Below are 16,356 nucleotides of genomic sequence, written 5' to 3' on the forward strand. Positions count from 1 at the left end.
GCGTTCCGCGCGGCCCTAGCGGTCGCCCGCCAGCGCCGCCTCGCGGACGGCGGCCGCCACCGCCGAGGCGACGTCGGCGTGGAAGACGCTGGGGATGATGTAGTTGGGACCGCGCTCGTCGTCGGTGACGACCTCGGCCAGCGCGCGGGCCGCGGCCAGCAGCATCTCCTGGTTCACCGTGCGGCTCTGCGCGTCCAGCAGGCCGCGGAAGACGCCCGGGAAGACCAGCACGTTGTTGATCTGGTTGGGGTAGTCGCTGCGGCCGGTGGCCACCACCGCGGCGTGGCGGTGCGCGACGTCGGGGTCGATCTCGGGGTCGGGGTTGGCCAGCGCGAAGATGATGGAGTCCTCGGCCATCGTGGCGGCCGCCTCGCCGGTGAGGATGTTGGGCGCCGAGACGCCGATGAACACGTCGGCCCCGGCCACCGCGCCGGCGAGGTCGCCGGAGTAGCCGTCCTGGTTGGTGTTCTCGGCGATCCAGCCCAGGTTCTCGTCCAGGTCGGAGCGGCCCTTGTGCACGGCGCCGAGGTAGTCGCAGACGACGACCTGCTTGGCACCGGCGTCCAGCAGCAGTTTCAGGATCGCGGTGCCGGCCGCGCCCGCGCCCGCCATGGTGATCCGGACGTGCGCCAGCTCCTTCTTGACCACCCGCAGCGCGTTGGTGAGCGCCGCGAGGACCACGATGGCGGTGCCGTGCTGGTCGTCGTGGAAGACCGGGATGTCCAGCAGCTCGCGCAGCCGCCGCTCCACCTCGAAGCAGCGCGGCGCGCTGATGTCCTCCAGGTTGATGCCGCCGAAGCCGGGGGCGAGCACCTGCACGGTGCGGATGATCTCCTCGGTGTCCTGGGTGTCCAGGCAGATCGGCCAGGCGTCGATGCCGGCGAAGCGCTTGAGCAGTGCCGCCTTGCCCTCCATGACCGGCAGCGCGGCGTAGGGCCCGATGTTGCCCAGGCCCAGCACGGCCGAGCCGTCGGTGACCACGGCGACGCTGTTGCGCTTGACGGTCAGCCGCCGCGCGTCCTCGGGGTTGGCGGCGATGGCGGAGGAGACGCGGGCGACGCCGGGGGTGTAGGCCATGGACAGCTCGTCGCGGTTGCGCAGCGGCACCTTGGACTTCATCTCGATCTTGCCGCCGAGGTGCATCAGGAAGGTGCGGTCGCTGACCTTGTGCACCTCCACGCCCTCGATGGCGCGCAGCGCGGCGACGAGCGCCTTGGCGTGCTCGGTGTCGCGTGCGGCGCAGGTGACGTCGATGCGCAGCCGCTCGTGGCCCGTCGGTGTGACGTCCAGCGCGGTGACCGCGCCTCCGGCGTGCTCTACGGCGTGGGTCAGGTCGCTGACCGCGCGGCCGTCGACGACCTCGAGACGCACCGTGATGGAGTACGACACGCTGGGAACGGTGGCCACGTCTACTACTCCTTGTGTCCGGGAGACGGCGGAACGCGCCGCGCGGCCGGGTCCGGGGCCGGCGGGAGGGTCCGACCCCAACAGCCTACGCCGGGGCCGGCCGGTGGACGGCCCCGAGCCCGCATTTTCCAGACGCGGAGTGTGAGCGCACCGCTACCCGGGCATGGTCCCCAGTCGAGGATCCTGGTCCCGGCCGGCCCCCCACCCCTGACGTCCCGGCCCGCCGGCCGTTCCCGGACCAGGTCGGTCCTGTCCGGCGCCTCCCCGGCCGCGCTTGCGCGCGCGGCGGCCGCCGGACGGTTCCGGACCGGCCGGGCGGCCAGTCGGGAGGGCACGCAGATGACGGAGGAGCGCGCCGGTCCCGGTGCGGTGGACGACGGCGCCGCGGCGGCGGCCCTGGCGGAGGAGGACATCGACGCCGGCCGGCTGCGGGTGGTGGTGGTCAGGCTGGGCCGGCTGCTGCGCCGCAGCGACACCCCGCTGCTCACCCCGACCCAGATGTCGGCGCTGGTGGCGGTGGAGAGCGCCGGGCCGATGCGGCTGGGCGACCTCGCGGCGCACGAGGGCATCACCCCGTCGACGCTGACCCGGCTGGTGACCTCACTGGAGGAGAGCGGCTACGTGCGGCGGCAGACCGACCCGCGCGACGCCCGTTCGAGCCGGGTCTCGATCACCGACTCCGGACGGCTGCTGCTGGACCGGGTGCGCCGCGACATCACCGAACTCCTCCAGCGCCGGATCGCCCGGCTGCCCGCCGAGCAGCGGCGGGCGCTCAACGCCTCGCTGCCGGCCCTGGAGGCGGTGGCCACGATGGACCTGCCCGACCCCCGGCCGTGACGGCCGGGGGCGCGGTGCGGCGGGCGCCGCTAGAACAGGGCGGCGGTGAGCGCGCGGCGGGCCTTGGCCACCCGCTGGTCGCCCGGCGGCAGGATGCGGAAGAGCTCCAGGAGGTGCTCGCGGACGCGGTCGCGGTCGTCGTCGCGGGTGCGGCGGACGGCGGAGACCAGCCGGTCGAAGGCGTCCTCGACCTTGCCGCCGAAGACGTCGAGGTCGGCGACGTCGATCTGCGCCTGGACGTCGTCGGGGCGCTCGGCGGCCGCGCGGCGCACCGCGGCGGCGTCCATCTCGCGCACCCGGCGCACCAGCTGCACCTGGGCGAGTCCGGCCTGGGCGGTGGCGTCGCCGGGGGTGTCCTTCAGGATCGCCTGGTAGGCGGCGACGGCGCCGTCGAAGTCGCCCTGCTGCGCGGCGGCGGCCGCGGCGGCGTAGGGCGACTCCGGCTGCGGCTCGGCGGCCTGCTCCTGCTCCTGCCCGGCGCCCTCGGGCAGCAGGCCCTGCTCGCGCAGCAGGGTGAACAGCTGGTCCAGGGCCTGGCGGGCCTGCTCCTCGGAGGGCACGCCGCCGGAGATGAAGGGTACGACCTGCCCGGCGACGATCGCGAATACCTCGGGCAGGCTGCGCGGGCGCAGCGCCTGGGCCACCCGCGGGTTGGCGTCGGCGTCGAGGTTGGCCAGGATCCACCGGCCGCCGGCCTCTCCGGCCAGCTTCTCCAGCAGGCCGCGCAGCTGCGCGGTGACGGGGGTGCGCTCGGACCACAGGCCGAGGATCACCGGCATGCTCATGGAGCGGTCCAGCACCTGGGCCTGGAAGTCGGCCTCGCCGACGTCGATGGCGGCGGCCGCCGCGGCGGGGTTGGCCTGGCGCTGGGCGGCCCGCTCGGCCGCGGCCTTGCGGGCCCCGAGATCGACCGCGCCGTACAGGGAGAAGTCCGAAGGCTGCATGGCTCAATCCTGCCACGCCACCGGGTGTGTCGGGGTGCCCCCGGTGGAGGCGCGCGGACGGCGCCCGACGGCGCTTTACACCCGGTGCGCGCTGCTGTCCAGGGCGATCGGACGGCCGGATACGGACAGTGCGGAACCGGACCACGTCAACTACGCATTGTGATCACCGGGCCGGATACGGACGGTCACCGCCCCGCCGCCGCGGCCGGGACCGGGGGAGCCTGGACGCGGACGGCCGCGGCAGCCGCCGCGGCCACCAAATGGAACGGGGCCTCCACGATGAACAGCACGGTCAAGCGAGGGATCGCGGCGCTGGCACTGGCGCTGGGCGCCGTCGCGCTCACCGCCGGCCCGGCGGCCGGCGACGGCTACCACGACACCGAGGGCTATCAGGACACCGACGGCTTCCACGACAGCGGCGGCTTCCACGGCAGCGGTTCCGCCACCGACGGCTTCACCTGGAGCAACTAGGCCGGTGCCGGCCGCGGCGGCAGGCGCCGCGGCCGGCGCCCACACGAACGGGGTGACCACGATGAACACGACCGAGTGGGCGACGGGGCGGGCGCCCTCCCCCGAGGACGACGACGGCTTCCACGACAGCGGCACCGGCGAGGACGGCCGCTCCGCCGACGACGAGGGCTACCACGGCAGCGGCACCGAGTTCGAAGAGGGCACCGGCCCCTCCGAGGACGGATGGGTCGGCACGGGCTCGGCCGAGTACGCGTGGGTCTGCGTCGGCTGAACCGGCGCGCACCCGCCGCTGTGCCGGCGGACCCCTGGGTGGCGGGGCCGCCGGCACAGCGGCCGCGCTAGAAGGACGGCACCTCGGTGTAGGTGCCCCACTCCTCGCGGAGCGCGTCGCAGATCTCGCCGAGGGTCGCCTCGGCGCGTGCGGCCGCCAGCATGGCCGGAACCATGTTGGCGTCCGTGCGGGCGGCGTGCAGCATCTCGGCGAGCGCGCGGCGCACCTCGGCGTCGTCGCGGGCCGCCCGGCGCTCGGCCAGCACCCGCTTCTGCTCCACCTCCACCTCGTGGCCGACCCGCAGGATCTCCAGCTCGCGGGTGACGCTGGAGGTGTGCCGGTTCACGCCGACGATGCGCTTGTCGCCCTTCTCCAGTGCCCGCTGGTACTGGAAGGCGGCCTCGGCGATCTCGCCGGTGAACCAGCCGTTGTCGATGCCGCGCAGGATGCCGGAGGTGACCGGCCCGATGTCGTGCGCCGCCTCCTCGCCGCCGCCCATGCGGATGATGGCGGCGAAGATCCGCTCGGCCTCCTCCTCGATCCGGTCGGTCAGCGCCTCCACGTACCAGGAGCCGCCCAGCGGGTCGGCGACGGACGCGACGCCGGTCTCCTCCATCAGCACCTGCTGGGTGCGCAGCGCGATCTCGGCCGCCTGCTCGCTGGGCAGCGCCAGGGTCTCGTCCAGCGCGTTGGTGTGCAGGGAGTTGGTGCCGCCGAGCACCGCCGACAGCGCTTCGACGGCGGTGCGGACCACGTTGTTGTAGGGCTGCTGCGCGGTGAGGGAGACCCCGGCGGTCTGGGTGTGGAAGCGCAGCCACTGGGCGCGCTCGGTGGCGGCGCCGTAGCGGTCGCGCATCCAGCGGGCCCAGATCCGGCGGGCGGCGCGGAACTTGGCGATCTCCTCGAAGAAGTCGATGTGGGCGTCGAAGAAGAAGGACAGGCCCGGTGCGAAGGCGTCGACGTCCAGGCCCCGCGACAGACCCAGTTCGACGTAGCCGAAGCCGTCGGCCAGGGTGAAGGCCAGCTCCTGGGCGGCGGTGGAGCCCGCCTCCCTGATGTGGTACCCGGAGACCGACAGCGGCTTGTAGGCGGGGATGTTCGCCGCGCAGTACTCCATCAGGTCGCCGATGAGGCGCAGGTGCGGCTCGGGCGGGAACAGCCACTCCTTCTGCGCGATGTACTCCTTGAAGATGTCGGTCTGCAGGGTGCCGTCGAGGGCGGAGATGTCGGCGCCCTGCCGCTCGGCCGCGACCAGGTACATGCAGAAGACCGGGACGGCCGGGCCGCTGATGGTCATCGAGGTGGTGACCTCGGCCAGCGGGATGCCGTCGAAGAGCAGGTCCATGTCGGCCGCGGAGTCGACCGCCACCCCGCAGTGGCCCACCTCGCCCAGTGAGCGGGGGTCGTCGGAGTCGCGGCCCATCAGGGTGGGCATGTCGAAGGCGACCGAGAGGCCGCCGCCGCCGTTGGCGAGGATGGTCTTGTAGCGCTCATTGGTCTGGACCGCGTTGCCGAAGCCGGCGAACTGGCGGATGGTCCAGGTGCGGCCCCGGTAGCCGGTCGGGTAGAGCCCGCGGGTGAACGGGAACTCCCCCGGCCAGCCGATGCGCTCGAAGCCCGGCACGACCGAGCCGGGCGGCGGCCCGTAGAGCGGGTCGAGCTCACCGCCCGACAGGGTGGTGAAGTCGGCGTCGCGCTTGCGCGCGGAGTCGTAGCGCCGCTGCCAGCGGGCGCGGCCCGCCTCGATCTCCTCGGCCTCCATGGTGGTTCCCCCTTCGCACGCGGGGCGGGGTCGCCGCCCGCGTCGTCCGGTTCCGCCGGTGGGCGGCCGCCGGACGGCTCGGTGTGCACGGCCGTCGGAGTGAATACTAGGACGTCCTAATAACAAAGCATAGCGGGAGGTCCGGACGGGGCCGGCGGCTCAGCGGCCGGGGGCGCCGTCCTCGGGGAAGTCGCCGGCCTCCACCCGCAGCGGCCGCAGCAGCGCGAAGACCTCGCGCAGCGACGCCTCGTCGTAGACGTCGAGGCCGAAGTCGATGGCGGTGAGGTCGGCCGTGGCCGCCTCGACCACCTCGCGGCCGCGCTCGGTGATCTCGCCCAGGGTGCCGCGGCCGTCCTGCGGATTGGGTCTGCGGCGCACCAGGCCCGCGCGCTCCAGCCGGTCGATCGTGTTGGTGACGCTGGTGGGGTGCACCATCAGCCGCTCGCCGATCTTCGACAGCGGCAGCGCGCCGGTGCGGCTGAAGGTGAGCAGCACCAGCGCCTCGTAGCGGGCGAAGGTCAGCTCGTAGGGCTTCAGGACGGCGTCGAGCCGGCCGAGCAGGATCTGCTGGGCGCGCATCACCGAGGTCACCGCCGCCATCGCCGGCGAGGGGCCCCAGCGCCTGGCCCAGTTCTCGTGGGCGCGCTCGATGGGGTCGAAGGGGAGGTTCAAGCGTCGTGCCACACCGCGCAACTCTACTCAGCGGCTCCTCGCTCCGACCGGATACCGACTGTGTCAATACTCTCCGGCGGCCGCATACGGACAGCACGCCCCGGTACCGGACCGGTCCGGTCGGCGGCCCCCGTTTGCGCATGTCCCGCCCCGCCGGTCCAGGCGCGGCTCCGGACCACCCGTCCGGCCGCGTCCGCGCGGCGGGCGGCGCCATTGACCGCACCGAAACTATTAGTTAACTTTCCTAAAAATTAGCCGCCGCGGGTCCGGGCCGGGTCCGCGGCCCTTCTCGCCCTTCTCGCAGCCGTCCGCCCCTCATCCCTTCTCCGTCATCGTCGTCCCTGTCCCGCACGAGGGAGAACCCCGACATGAAGAGATCACGCCTCCGCGCCTGGGCCGCCGCACTGGCCGGCGCCCTGGCGCTGGCCCCGCTCACCGTCCTCGCGCCGCCCGCCTCCGCCGCCCCCGGCGACCTGACCGTCACCTACAGCGTGGGCGACACCTGGACCACCGGCTGGAGCGGCCAGCTCACCATCACCAACACCTCCTCCGCCCCGGTCAGCGCCTGGCGCATCGTGATCCAGACCGGTTCGGGCGCCGGCATCGGCAGCCTGTGGAACGCCACGCTCAGCTCGTCCGGCTCCGTGCACACCATCACCCCGCCCAGCTGGGGCGCGACCGTGCCGGCCGGCGGCACCTACGGCATCGGCTTCAACGGCACCAGGACCACCTCGACCAGCAGCACCGCGCTGACCTCCTGCACCGTCGACGGCCTGCCCTGCGACGGCAGCGGCGGGCCCCAGGACACCCAGGCGCCCAGCGTGCCCACCGGAGTGACCGCCGGCACCCCGACCAGCACCACCGTCCCGCTCAGCTGGCAGGCGTCCAGCGACAACGTCGCGGTGGCCGGCTACGAGATCGTCAGCGGCGGCCAGGTGGTGCGCAACGTGGTGGGCACTGCCACCTCGGGCACGGCGGGCGGGCTCCAGCCCGACACCGCCTACACCTTCACCGTCCGCGCCTACGACGCGGCGGGCAACCGCTCGGCCGCCAGCGCGCCGGTGCAGGTCCGCACCGCCGCCGAGGGCGGCGGCCCCGGCCCGAGCGAGGACCAGCGGGTCGTCGGCTACTTCACCCAGTGGGGCGTCTACGACCGCAACTACCTGGTCAACAACATGGTGACCAGCGGCTCCGCCGAGCGGCTGACCCACATCAACTACGCCTTCGCCAACATCAGCCCGCAGGGCACCTGCTTCCAGGTCAACCAGGCCGGGCAGGGCGACGCCTGGGCCGACTACGGCCGCTCCTACACCGCCGCGCAGAGCGTCGACGGTGTCGGCGACACCTGGGACCAGGCGCTGCGCGGCAACTTCAACCAGCTGCGCGAGCTGAAGGAGCGCTACCCGCACCTGCGGGTGAACCTGTCCATCGGCGGCTGGACCTGGTCGCGCTACCTGTCCGACGCCGCCCTGACGCCGCAGTCGCGCGAGCGGATGGTGTCGTCGTGCATCGACATGTTCCTGCGCGGCAACCTGCCGGTGATCGACGGCGCGGGCGGCCCCGGCTCGGCGGCCGGCGTCTTCGACGGCATCGACCTGGACTGGGAGTGGCCCGCCTCGGCCGGGGCCGACGGCAACATCATCCGGCCCGAGGACCGGGAGAACTACACCGCCCTGGTCGCGGAGTTCCGCCGCCAGCTGGACGCGCTGTCGGCCGAGACCGGCGAGGACTACGAGCTGACCGCCTTCGTGCCCGCCGACCCGGAGAAGGTCGAACTCGGCTTCGAGGTGCCGGAGCTGATGGAGAACTTCGACTTCATCACCGTGCAGGGCTACGACTACCACGGCGGCTGGGAGTCGCGGACCTACCACCAGTCCAACCTGGTGCTGGACCCCGACGACCCGGGCCCGTCCCTGTTCAGCGGCGAGATCGCGGTGGACGCCTACGTCGACCGGGGCGCCGACCCCGCCGACCTGGTGCTCGGCGTGCCCTTCTACAGCCGCGGCTGGACCGGTGTGCCGGCCGGACCCGATGGTGACGGCCTGTTCCAGACGGCCACCGGCCCCGCGCCCGGCCGCTACGAACCGGGCATCAACGACTGGGACGTGATCGCGGCCCAGGCGGGCGGCTTCACCCTGCACCGCGACAACACGCTGGGCACGGCGTGGCTGTACAACGGCAGCACCTTCTGGACCTACGACGACGCCGTGTCGATGCGCCAGAAGACCGACTGGGCCCAGCGGCAGGGCATGGGCGGCGTGATGATCTGGTCGCTGGACGGCGATGACGCCGGCGGCACCCTCATCCGGGCGATCGACGACGCGCTGGCCGACTGACCACGGGCCCGACTGATCCGGACGGCCCCGGGCGCACCGCCCGGGGCCGGCAGGCCCCGGCGGCGGTCCCCCGGTGATGGGGGGCCGCCGCCGGTCCGTACCGGCGGCGGGCTCAGCCGACGGGGCCCGCGGCCAGCGCCCGCAGGTCGGCCGAGCGCACCAGCCCGGGCAGCTCGGCGCGGACCGGCACCAGGCCGAGCCTGCGGCGCCTGACGCTCGCGCTCACCTGGACCGAGGCGCGCAGTGCGCGCCCCCTGGGCGCCTTCACCACCACGGCCACGTGCTCGTCGCCGACCAGGGGGTGCTCGGGCCGGGCGGTGAAGCGCCACTCGGGATCGCTCTGCCGCTCCCCCATCCCGACCACGGTGAGGGCGGCGCCACCGCCGCCGGGCGAGAACTCCAGCGTCGACTCCACGAACACCAGCTTGGCGTTGAGCACCACTCTGGCCGGCTCGCCGGTGCGCGGCCCGCTGCGCGACTTCGGCGTGATCGACCAGGCGACGGGCTGCTCGCCGGGGCCGGCGTCCGGGGAGTGCAGCAGCACGCCGACGGCCGCGTCGGCGAAGGGCTCCCCGCCCGGGGGCGATCTCCGGTCGGGCCGGAAGCTGAGGACCAGGTGCAGCAGGAAGTACTCGCTGCGCTCGGCCTCCTCGGCCAGGAAGGCGGCCCAGTCGGTCTCCCCGGCCGCCTCCTGCGCGGTGAGCCGCCGCACCACGGGCCCGCCGACCGAGAGCCGGCCCGGCAGGCGCACCTGGGGCGGCTCGTCCACGCGCTCCTCGGCCGGCGGCAGGTCCTGGTACCGGGTCCGCTCCTGCTCTTCGCCCATCCAGTCCGCGTCATCGGGTTCCGCGGGAGCCCAGCCGTGCAGCCGGGGCTCGACGACCAGGTCGACCTCGTGCCGCACCGGATCGGCCAGCCGCACCTCGGTCATCGTCCGCGCCTCCCAGCTCGGCCTCATCCACGGGGGTCGCGCCAGTCGCCGATGAAGCAGAACGCGCCCCAGTCACGGTACTGCGGGCACCGCCGCCGCGCCTCGCGCTGCGCCCCGCGGAAGGCGGCCGCCTTGGGCCGCCCGGCCGCCAGCCGGGCGTACAACCCGGTGAAGAACACGTCGGCGACCGCCGGGTGCACCGGCCACAGGCAGCCGACCACCGCGCCCACCCCGGCCCGCAGGAAGGCGGCGGGCAGCCCGCGCAGGTTGTCGTTGGCGTCGAAGCGGCCCAGCGCGGACTCGCACGAGCTCATCGTCAGCAGCTCCACCCCGCGCAGGTCGGCGCCGAGCACCTGGTGGGCGAAGAGGCGGCCGTCGCCGTCCGCGCCGGGGGCCAGGTGCAGGCGCTGGAACCACGGCTCCACCTCGTCCTGGCGGCCGTGCGCGGCCAGGTGCACGTAGCGGGCTCCGCCCATCGCGGCCAGCGCCCGCTCCGGCGTCGCGGCCGCGCCGGTCAGCGCCCGGCCGCCGGAGGCGGCCGCGATCCGCTCGGCGTGCCGCTCCAGCTTCTCGTCACCGGGCAGGCCCGCCGCCGCGCCCGGCGCGATGGCGACCAGCCCGGTGCCCGGCGGTGGCGGCGGGGCGCCGAGGAAGCCGATCCCCGGCACCATCGTCACCGTCCAGTCGTCGGCCAGCACCCGCCCGCCCACCGGCAGCAGCCCGTACGGGGCGTAGTGCAGCGGCCCGTGCGGCCACACGCACAGGTGCCGCTTGCCCTGCGCGTACCACTCGGCCAGCCGCTCCTCGAAGCGGGCCAGCGCGGTCGGCGCCAGTTCGGCCAGTGCCGCCTCGGCCGTGCGGCTCACATCGCGGTGCAGCGGATCGGCGACGACCTCGCGGCGCACCGCCGCGACCGTGGACGCGAGCGGGTCGAACCACAGGTGGTGGGCGCCGCGCGACACGTGCACCAGGCCGCCTTCGAGATCGCGCAGCAGCAGGGTGCGGCTCTCCTCGCCCTCGGCGGTGAGCGCCAGGCCCCGCACGGCGGCGCACGGCGGTCCGTCGTCACCGGTGCGGTGCCCGGTGAACAGCGACAGCAGCACCGTGTCGGCCGGCAGCGCGCCGCGCAGGTCGGCGGGGGCCACCAGCGCGCCGGAGTCGCCCCGGGCGTCTCGCCCCAGCTCGCCGTCGATCCACCGCCCGGCGGAGCGGCGCGCGTTGCGGGCGCGGGCGCCCGCGTCGGCGTCGGGCTCGTTCTCGCCCCGGGTGCTGAGCATCAGCATCTGGTGGCCGGGGCCGAGCAGCTCCGCCACGACGCCCTCGGACGCCTCGGCGCCGTCCGCACCGCCGGACGCGGTGCCGACCTCGCGCAGCCGGGCGGCCTGCCGGGCGGGCGGGGCGAAGGGGCCGGGCGCGCGCAGCGCGGCGGCCAGGTGCGGCGCCTTGGCGACCTGGTGCAGCAGCGCCACCACGACCGGGTTGTAGCGCTCGGTGAGCGCGCGGTCCACGGCCTGGTGGCAGAAGTCGCGCAGCCGCCAGCGCGTCGCCTCTCCGGGGTCGCCGACCAGCCGGAAGGCGGCGAGCGCCGCCATGACCAGCACCTCGTCGATCCGGTCGGCGCCGATGCCGGGCAGCAGCCTGCCGATGTCGCCCAGCAGCTCGGCCGCGTCCTCGAAGCGGCCCAGCGCGCTCCATGCCTCGATCGCGCGGGCCGCCTCCAGCGCCGCCTTGGCCGCGTCGCCGCCCTCGGCGAGATGGTGCGCGGCGGCCGCCTCGGCGAGGGAGCCGCGCAGGTACAGCAGCGAGGCGGTGTGCTCGGCGGCCAGGCCGCTGCCGAGCGCCTCGGCGATCAGCGCGTCGGCCGCCGCGGTGGCCGACGGGTGGGCGTGCGCGGCCAGGTGCGCCAGCGTGGCGGCCAGTTCGTCGCGCGTCCAGCCCTCGGCCGCCGCCTGTCCGCGCAGCTCGGGCGCGAATCGGGCCGGGTCGAGCGCGCCGTCGGGGCAGCGCAGCAGGTCGCCGGGGAGCGCGTGAACGTCGGCGGCCCACACCCGCCGCCAGAAGTCGGGGTCCGGGGTGCCCGGCAGGTGGCGCCTGATCGCGGCGACGGCCGCGCGGACCAGGTCGGGGCGCTCGGCCGCCCGGGCGAGGATCAGCACCGAGGCCATCAGGGCCGCCCCGGCCGGGAGGCCCTCGCGCTCGACGTAGGCGTCCAGGTCCACCGGGAGCAGTGCGGCCAGGTCCGGGGGCATCAGCAGCTCCCCGGCCCCGGTCAGCACCCGCACCGCGAACATGAAGGTGACGGGGTCGCGCAGCGGGTCGAGCAGGTCGAGTGCCTGCCGGGCGATGCCGCGCATCCGCGCCGCGACGGGGGTGCCGGTGAGCGCGGCGATCCCGGAGACGGCCTCGCCGAGCATCACCAGGGCGTCGCCGCGGACCGGCCCTTCCGCCAGGGCCGCCGCCTCCGACAGCAGCTCGGCCGCCTCCCGCAGCGCCTGCTCGGGCTCGGGCAGCGGCGGGCCCGGCCGCTCCTCGCCGGTCAGGCCGAGCGCGGAGCCGACCGCGCGCCGCTGCAGCCAGCGCTGCCGCGCCCCCGTGAAGAGGTCCCCGTCGAGCGTGTCGGCCACGACCGGCGCCGCCGCGGCCGCCGCCGCAGCGCAGTTCCGGCCGCGCACCGTCCCGGCCTCGTACAGTGCTTCGGCCAGGTCGGCGCCTGACGCGCCGCGCCTGAGCACGTCGACGCGCCGGTCGGCGACCGCGACGGCCCGCCGGTAGAGGGCGGCGTCGGCGTCGTCGACCAGTGCGAAGCGGGCGATCCGCAAGAAGACCTCGCCCACCGGCCACCACACCGACGAGCGGTCGCGCGGCCAGCGGGCCTCGGCGATGTCGAGCAGGACGGCGGCGTGCGGCAGCAGCCGCGCGGGGGCGCCGTCGCCGTAGGCGTCCATGAGCGCGACGGCCACGGAGGCGACCGCGCGCTCGGTCGGCCGCCAGTCCGGGTCGCGGGCGCGGCGGGCCGCCTCCGCCGCCGACACGGCGCCGGCCGCCCGCGCGGAGCACAGCGCGTTGATCTCACCGGCCTGCGCGCGGTCGCTCTCGGCGTCTGCGTCCGCCGCCTCGGCGGGCGGCTCCGGCGGCGGGGTGCGCCGCCACCGCTCGCGGGCGTCGTCGATGATCCACTGGGCGCGCAGCCCGGTCGCCTGCCCGAGCGCGCGCCGGTGCGCGGCGGCCGCCTCGCCGCCCTCGGCTGCGGGGTCGGCGGCGTCCACGGCGCGGCGCAGGCTCTCGATCGCCTCGTCCAGCTCGCCGCCGGGGCCGAAGGCGCCGGCGTGCTCGGCGCGGTGCAGCAGGGCGGCGCCCAGCCCGCCCCACGCGGCCGCCTGGGCGTCGGGCCGGTCGGGGGCCCGCTCGACCGCCGAGCGGTACGCGGCGACGGCCTGGCCGAGCGCGGCGTCGCCGCCGCCGGTGCGGAAGCGGGCGAGGTGCGCCTCGCCGAGGTGCCCGAGGACCTTGGCGGCCTCCGCGCGGCTCGCCCCCACGCGCTCGGCCGCCCAGGCCAGCCACTCGGCCGCCGCGTCGGCGTCGGCGGTCAGGCCGCTGATGCCGGAGCGCTCCAGGCGGGCCAGGCCGACCATGAGCCCGACCCGGTGCGCCGGCACGGAGCCGTCGTCCAGGAAGGCGCCGAAGGCGTCGGTCGCCGCGTCCACCTCGGCCAGGTCGCGGGCGTCCAGGGCGGTGAGCAGCCGGTCGACGGCCCGCGTCCATGGGTCGTCCTCGCGCGGCGGGCCCGCCGGCGCAAGCAGCGGGCGCAGCTCCTCGGGGACCCGCTCGGCGTCGACCTGGTACAGCAGGCCGTAGACGCGCAGCACCCGCTCCCACTCGGCGTCGCGGCCGGCCGGGGCGGCCAGCATGTACCGGCGGAAGTGGAAGCCCGCCACCAGCGCCAGCGCGTCGGGGTCCACCCACAGCGCGGCGCCGGGGTCCTCGGACTCGTACACCAGCCGCATGACCGACTCGTCGGCCCCCGGGCCGGTGTGCACGGCCAGGTCCAGCAGCGCGGCCGCCTCGGCCGCCGCCTCATCGGACAGCACCGCTCCGGCGGCGCCCTCCCCGTCATCGTCCGAGCGCAGCACCCGCTCGCGCACCGACGCGTACAGCCGTTCCCGCACGGGCGCGCCCCTTCACCTTCGTGGCCGCGGGCCGCCGGTGCGGCGCCCCGCTCGACTGCGACGGACGGACGGCTCGGCGGGTTTCCGCCGCCGTCACTCGGCCGGGTCGAGCTCCAGGCGGCGGAAGACCGGCTCGGGCTCGGCCACCCGCCCGCCGCCGTCGCCGCACTGCCGCAGGATCTTCGCCGCGGAGCCGGGCAGGAAGGGCACCAGCAGCCGGCCCAGCTCGCGGCAGGTGGCGACCAGCTCGGCCAGTACGGCGTCAAGGGCGGCCGGCGGGGCGTCCTCCTTGCGCTCGGCCTTGGCCAGCACCCACGGGGTGGCCGCCTCGACGTAGCGGTTGCCCTCGTCGCCGACGCGGACGATCACCTCGGCCGCGCGGCGGAAGTCGTAGGCGTCCATCGCCTCGGCGATCTGGGCCTCGGCCCCGGCGCGCACCCGGCGCAGCTCGGCGGCGCCGGGGTTGTCGGCGGCGAGCGCGGGCACCGCGCCGTCCCGGTAGCGGTTCACCATGGACACGGTGCGGTTGACCAGGTTGCCGATGTTGTTGGCCAGGTCCTCGTTGTTGCGGGTGACCAGCCGCTCGTCGGTGTAGTCGGTGTCGCCGGCCCGCGCCACGTCGCGCAGGGTCCACCAGCGCAGCGCGTCGGCGCCGAAGCGCTCGGCCAGCTCGCCGGGGTCCTTGGCGTTCCCGGCCGACTTGCTGATCTTGGCGCCGTCGGCGGTGAGGTACTCGTGCACGAAGATCTGCGAGGGCAGGGTCACCCCGGCCGACATCAGCATGGCCGGCCAGTACACGGCGTGGAAGCGGATGATGCCCTTGCCGATGACGTGCACGCGCTCGTCGGCCTCGGTCCACCAGTGCGCGAACCTGGCCTCGTCGGTGCCGTAGCCGGGCGCGGTGATGTAGTTGGCCAGCGCGTCGTACCAGACGTAGATGACCTGCTCGGGGTCGCCCGGCACCGGGATGCCCCATCCGCGGGCCCGCTTCATGCTGCGCGAGACGCTGAAGTCCTCCAGGCCGGACTCGATGAAGGACAGCACCTCGCGGCGGCGCGAGGCCGGCTCGACGCGCAGCCGCCCGCTGGAGATCTCCTCGGCCAGCCGGTCCTGGTAGCGGCTGAGCCGGAAGAACCAGTTGTCCTCCTCGACCAGGTCGGGGACGGTGCCGTGCTCGGGACAGCGGCCCTCGACCAGTTCGGACTCGGCGTAGAACTGCTCGCAGCCGGTGCAGTACAGGCCGGTGTAGGTCTTGCGGTAGAAGTCGCCCCGGGCGGCGCAGGCGGCCCACAGCTTCTCCACCCCGGGGCGGTGCCGGGGGTCGGAGCTGGTCTTGATGAAGTCGTCGAAGGAGAGGTCGAGCGCCTGGCCCAGGCTCAGGAAGTTCTGCGCCACCCGCTCGACGTAGCTCTCCACCGGGACGCCCTCGGCCTCGGCGCTCTGCACGTTCTTCAGCGCGTTGTCGTCGGTGCCGGTCTGCGCGCGCACCTCGTCGCCGCGCTGCCTGCGGTAGCGCGCCAGTACGTCGGTCTCGATCAGTTCGAGGGCGTGGCCGACGTGCGGCCTGCCGTTCACGTACGGGATCGCGGTCATGACGACGTAGCGACTCATCGTGTCTTCCTCTCGCCCGCCGCCGCCGCCCGAGCAGAGTTCAGGAGGCGCCGGTCTCGGGGCCTCCGTGTATGGCGGTGGACTAGGGCACGCGCGGGAGGCCGGATGGCATCATCCGGCCGCACATCAGCGACTCAACCGCGCGAACCGCGTTCATACCGCCAATGCTACACGCGTGCGGCCGGGGGCTTGTGCCGAGCGCGGGCGGCCGCCCGGCGGAACCGAGACCGAACCGAGCGGCGCGCGGGCCGGTATCGCGGTGATTCGGCTGTATCGTGCTGAGGACGCTGTGCGGCATGCTAGACAGTCCTTCCCCGCGCACCCGCCCGCGCGAGCGGTCCGGTGCGTCCCGGGGTGTGGAGCGGCCTTCGCGCCGCGTCCGCACCGGCGGCTCCCGAGGAGGTGACATGGGGTCCACCAGGCGGCTTCGGGCGCTCTTCACCGCTGCCCGGGTGCTGACCGCCGCGCTGGCGGCGGTCTTCGCGCTCGCCTGGGTCCCCGTCAACGCCGCCGCGGGCAGCGTCTCCGCGCCCGAGGCGGCGGCCGCCTCGGCGGCCCGCTCCGGCGCCGTCGGCGCCGAGCACGCCAGGGTCGAGCCGCCGCGCGCCGTGGCGCACCTCCCGCGCCACCGCGAGTTCAGCCCGCTGGACCCCGACGGCTACCCCAACTCCAGCACCCCGGGCGAGCAGCGCCGCGATCTCGGCGACCCCGCCGTGGAGGCGGCCGGGGCCCGGTTCGGCCCCGACCTCAGCAGCGCGCCGGCCCTCCCCGCCGCCGCGGCGCCCGCGCTCCCCCGCGCCGGCGCCGGCCCCGCCCAGGGACGCGCCCCGCCGGCCCTCGCGGCCTGAGCGCCCGCCGCCGCGCCCCCGCCCGCCCACCGTCCTGACGCGCCGCACGCCGTCGGGCCGGGCCCGCGCGCGGACCGCGGCCGGGCCGTCCGCCCCTTCC

At 75.4% G+C, this 16,356-nt stretch carries 12 protein-coding genes; 5 read left to right on the forward strand and 7 right to left on the reverse strand.

All coding sequences use genetic code 11. The annotated features are described in order from the left end of the window. Positions 1-15: 15 nt before the first annotated feature. Positions 16-1,407, reverse strand: coding sequence for an NAD-dependent malic enzyme (locus CLV72_RS06810; protein WP_106241610.1), 1,392 nt, complete (start codon positions 1,405-1,407; stop codon positions 16-18). A gap of 339 nt (positions 1,408-1,746) precedes the next feature. On the opposite strand from CLV72_RS06810, the gene CLV72_RS06815 reads away from it, so the two are divergent. Further along, complete coding sequence (locus CLV72_RS06815; RefSeq protein WP_106241614.1) at positions 1,747-2,244, forward strand: MarR family winged helix-turn-helix transcriptional regulator; 498 nt, start codon at positions 1,747-1,749, stop codon at positions 2,242-2,244. A gap of 29 nt (positions 2,245-2,273) precedes the next feature. Here the strand turns inward: CLV72_RS06815 and CLV72_RS06820 are convergent, their stop codons facing one another. Beyond that, positions 2,274-3,188: a tetratricopeptide repeat protein gene (locus CLV72_RS06820; RefSeq protein WP_106241615.1), complete on the reverse strand. Its 915-nt coding sequence runs from the start codon at positions 3,186-3,188 to the stop codon at positions 2,274-2,276. Positions 3,189-3,467: 279 nt separating this feature from the next. Here CLV72_RS06820 and CLV72_RS06825 point away from each other — a divergent pair, with 279 nt between their 5' ends. Together CLV72_RS06825 and CLV72_RS06830 are read left to right on the forward strand one after the other, a co-directional pair. Then, entirely contained in the window at positions 3,468-3,659 is a 192-nt protein-coding gene (locus CLV72_RS06825) for a hypothetical protein (RefSeq protein WP_106241618.1), read from the forward strand. A 61-nt stretch (positions 3,660-3,720) separates the two neighbouring features. Beyond that, positions 3,721-3,930, forward strand: coding sequence for a hypothetical protein (locus CLV72_RS06830; RefSeq protein WP_146159370.1), 210 nt, complete (start codon positions 3,721-3,723; stop codon positions 3,928-3,930). 67 nt (positions 3,931-3,997) lie between these two features. On the opposite strand, the gene icmA is transcribed toward CLV72_RS06830, so the two are convergent. Next, positions 3,998-5,692 carry a coenzyme B12-dependent isobutyryl-CoA mutase large subunit gene (icmA, locus tag CLV72_RS06835; RefSeq protein ID WP_106241625.1) on the reverse strand — a complete coding sequence of 565 codons (1,695 nt, stop codon included), beginning with the start codon at positions 5,690-5,692 and terminating at the stop codon, positions 3,998-4,000. Positions 5,693-5,851: 159 nt separating this feature from the next. Then, positions 5,852-6,376, reverse strand: a complete 525-nt coding sequence (locus CLV72_RS06840; RefSeq protein WP_106241629.1) for a MarR family winged helix-turn-helix transcriptional regulator — start codon at positions 6,374-6,376, stop codon at positions 5,852-5,854. A gap of 356 nt (positions 6,377-6,732) precedes the next feature. On the opposite strand from CLV72_RS06840, the gene CLV72_RS06845 reads away from it, so the two are divergent. Continuing rightward, positions 6,733-8,700, forward strand: a complete 1,968-nt coding sequence (locus CLV72_RS06845; RefSeq protein ID WP_106241633.1) for a glycosyl hydrolase family 18 protein — start codon at positions 6,733-6,735, stop codon at positions 8,698-8,700. Between the two features lie 112 nt (positions 8,701-8,812). On the opposite strand, the gene CLV72_RS06850 is transcribed toward CLV72_RS06845, so the two are convergent. The 3 genes from CLV72_RS06850 to metG form a co-directional block, all read right to left on the reverse strand. After that, positions 8,813-9,631, reverse strand: coding sequence for a hypothetical protein (locus CLV72_RS06850; RefSeq protein WP_106241637.1), 819 nt, complete (start codon positions 9,629-9,631; stop codon positions 8,813-8,815). A 23-nt stretch (positions 9,632-9,654) separates the two neighbouring features. Beyond that, positions 9,655-13,797 (reverse strand): CHAT domain-containing protein, encoded by a 4,143-nt coding sequence (locus tag CLV72_RS06855; RefSeq protein ID WP_106241642.1) that lies wholly within the window; start codon positions 13,795-13,797, stop codon positions 9,655-9,657. 93 nt (positions 13,798-13,890) lie between these two features. Continuing rightward, positions 13,891-15,408, reverse strand: coding sequence for a methionine--tRNA ligase (gene metG / locus CLV72_RS06860; RefSeq protein ID WP_106241647.1), 1,518 nt, complete (start codon positions 15,406-15,408; stop codon positions 13,891-13,893). 407 nt (positions 15,409-15,815) lie between these two features. Between metG and CLV72_RS06865 the strand changes: the two genes are divergently transcribed. Beyond that, positions 15,816-16,256 (forward strand): hypothetical protein, encoded by a 441-nt coding sequence (locus CLV72_RS06865; protein WP_106241651.1) that lies wholly within the window; start codon positions 15,816-15,818, stop codon positions 16,254-16,256. Positions 16,257-16,356 lie beyond the last annotated feature (100 nt).

It is taken from the genome of Allonocardiopsis opalescens (genome assembly GCF_003002095.1).
GTDB classification, from domain to species: Bacteria; Actinomycetota; Actinomycetes; order Streptosporangiales; family Streptosporangiaceae; genus Allonocardiopsis; species Allonocardiopsis opalescens.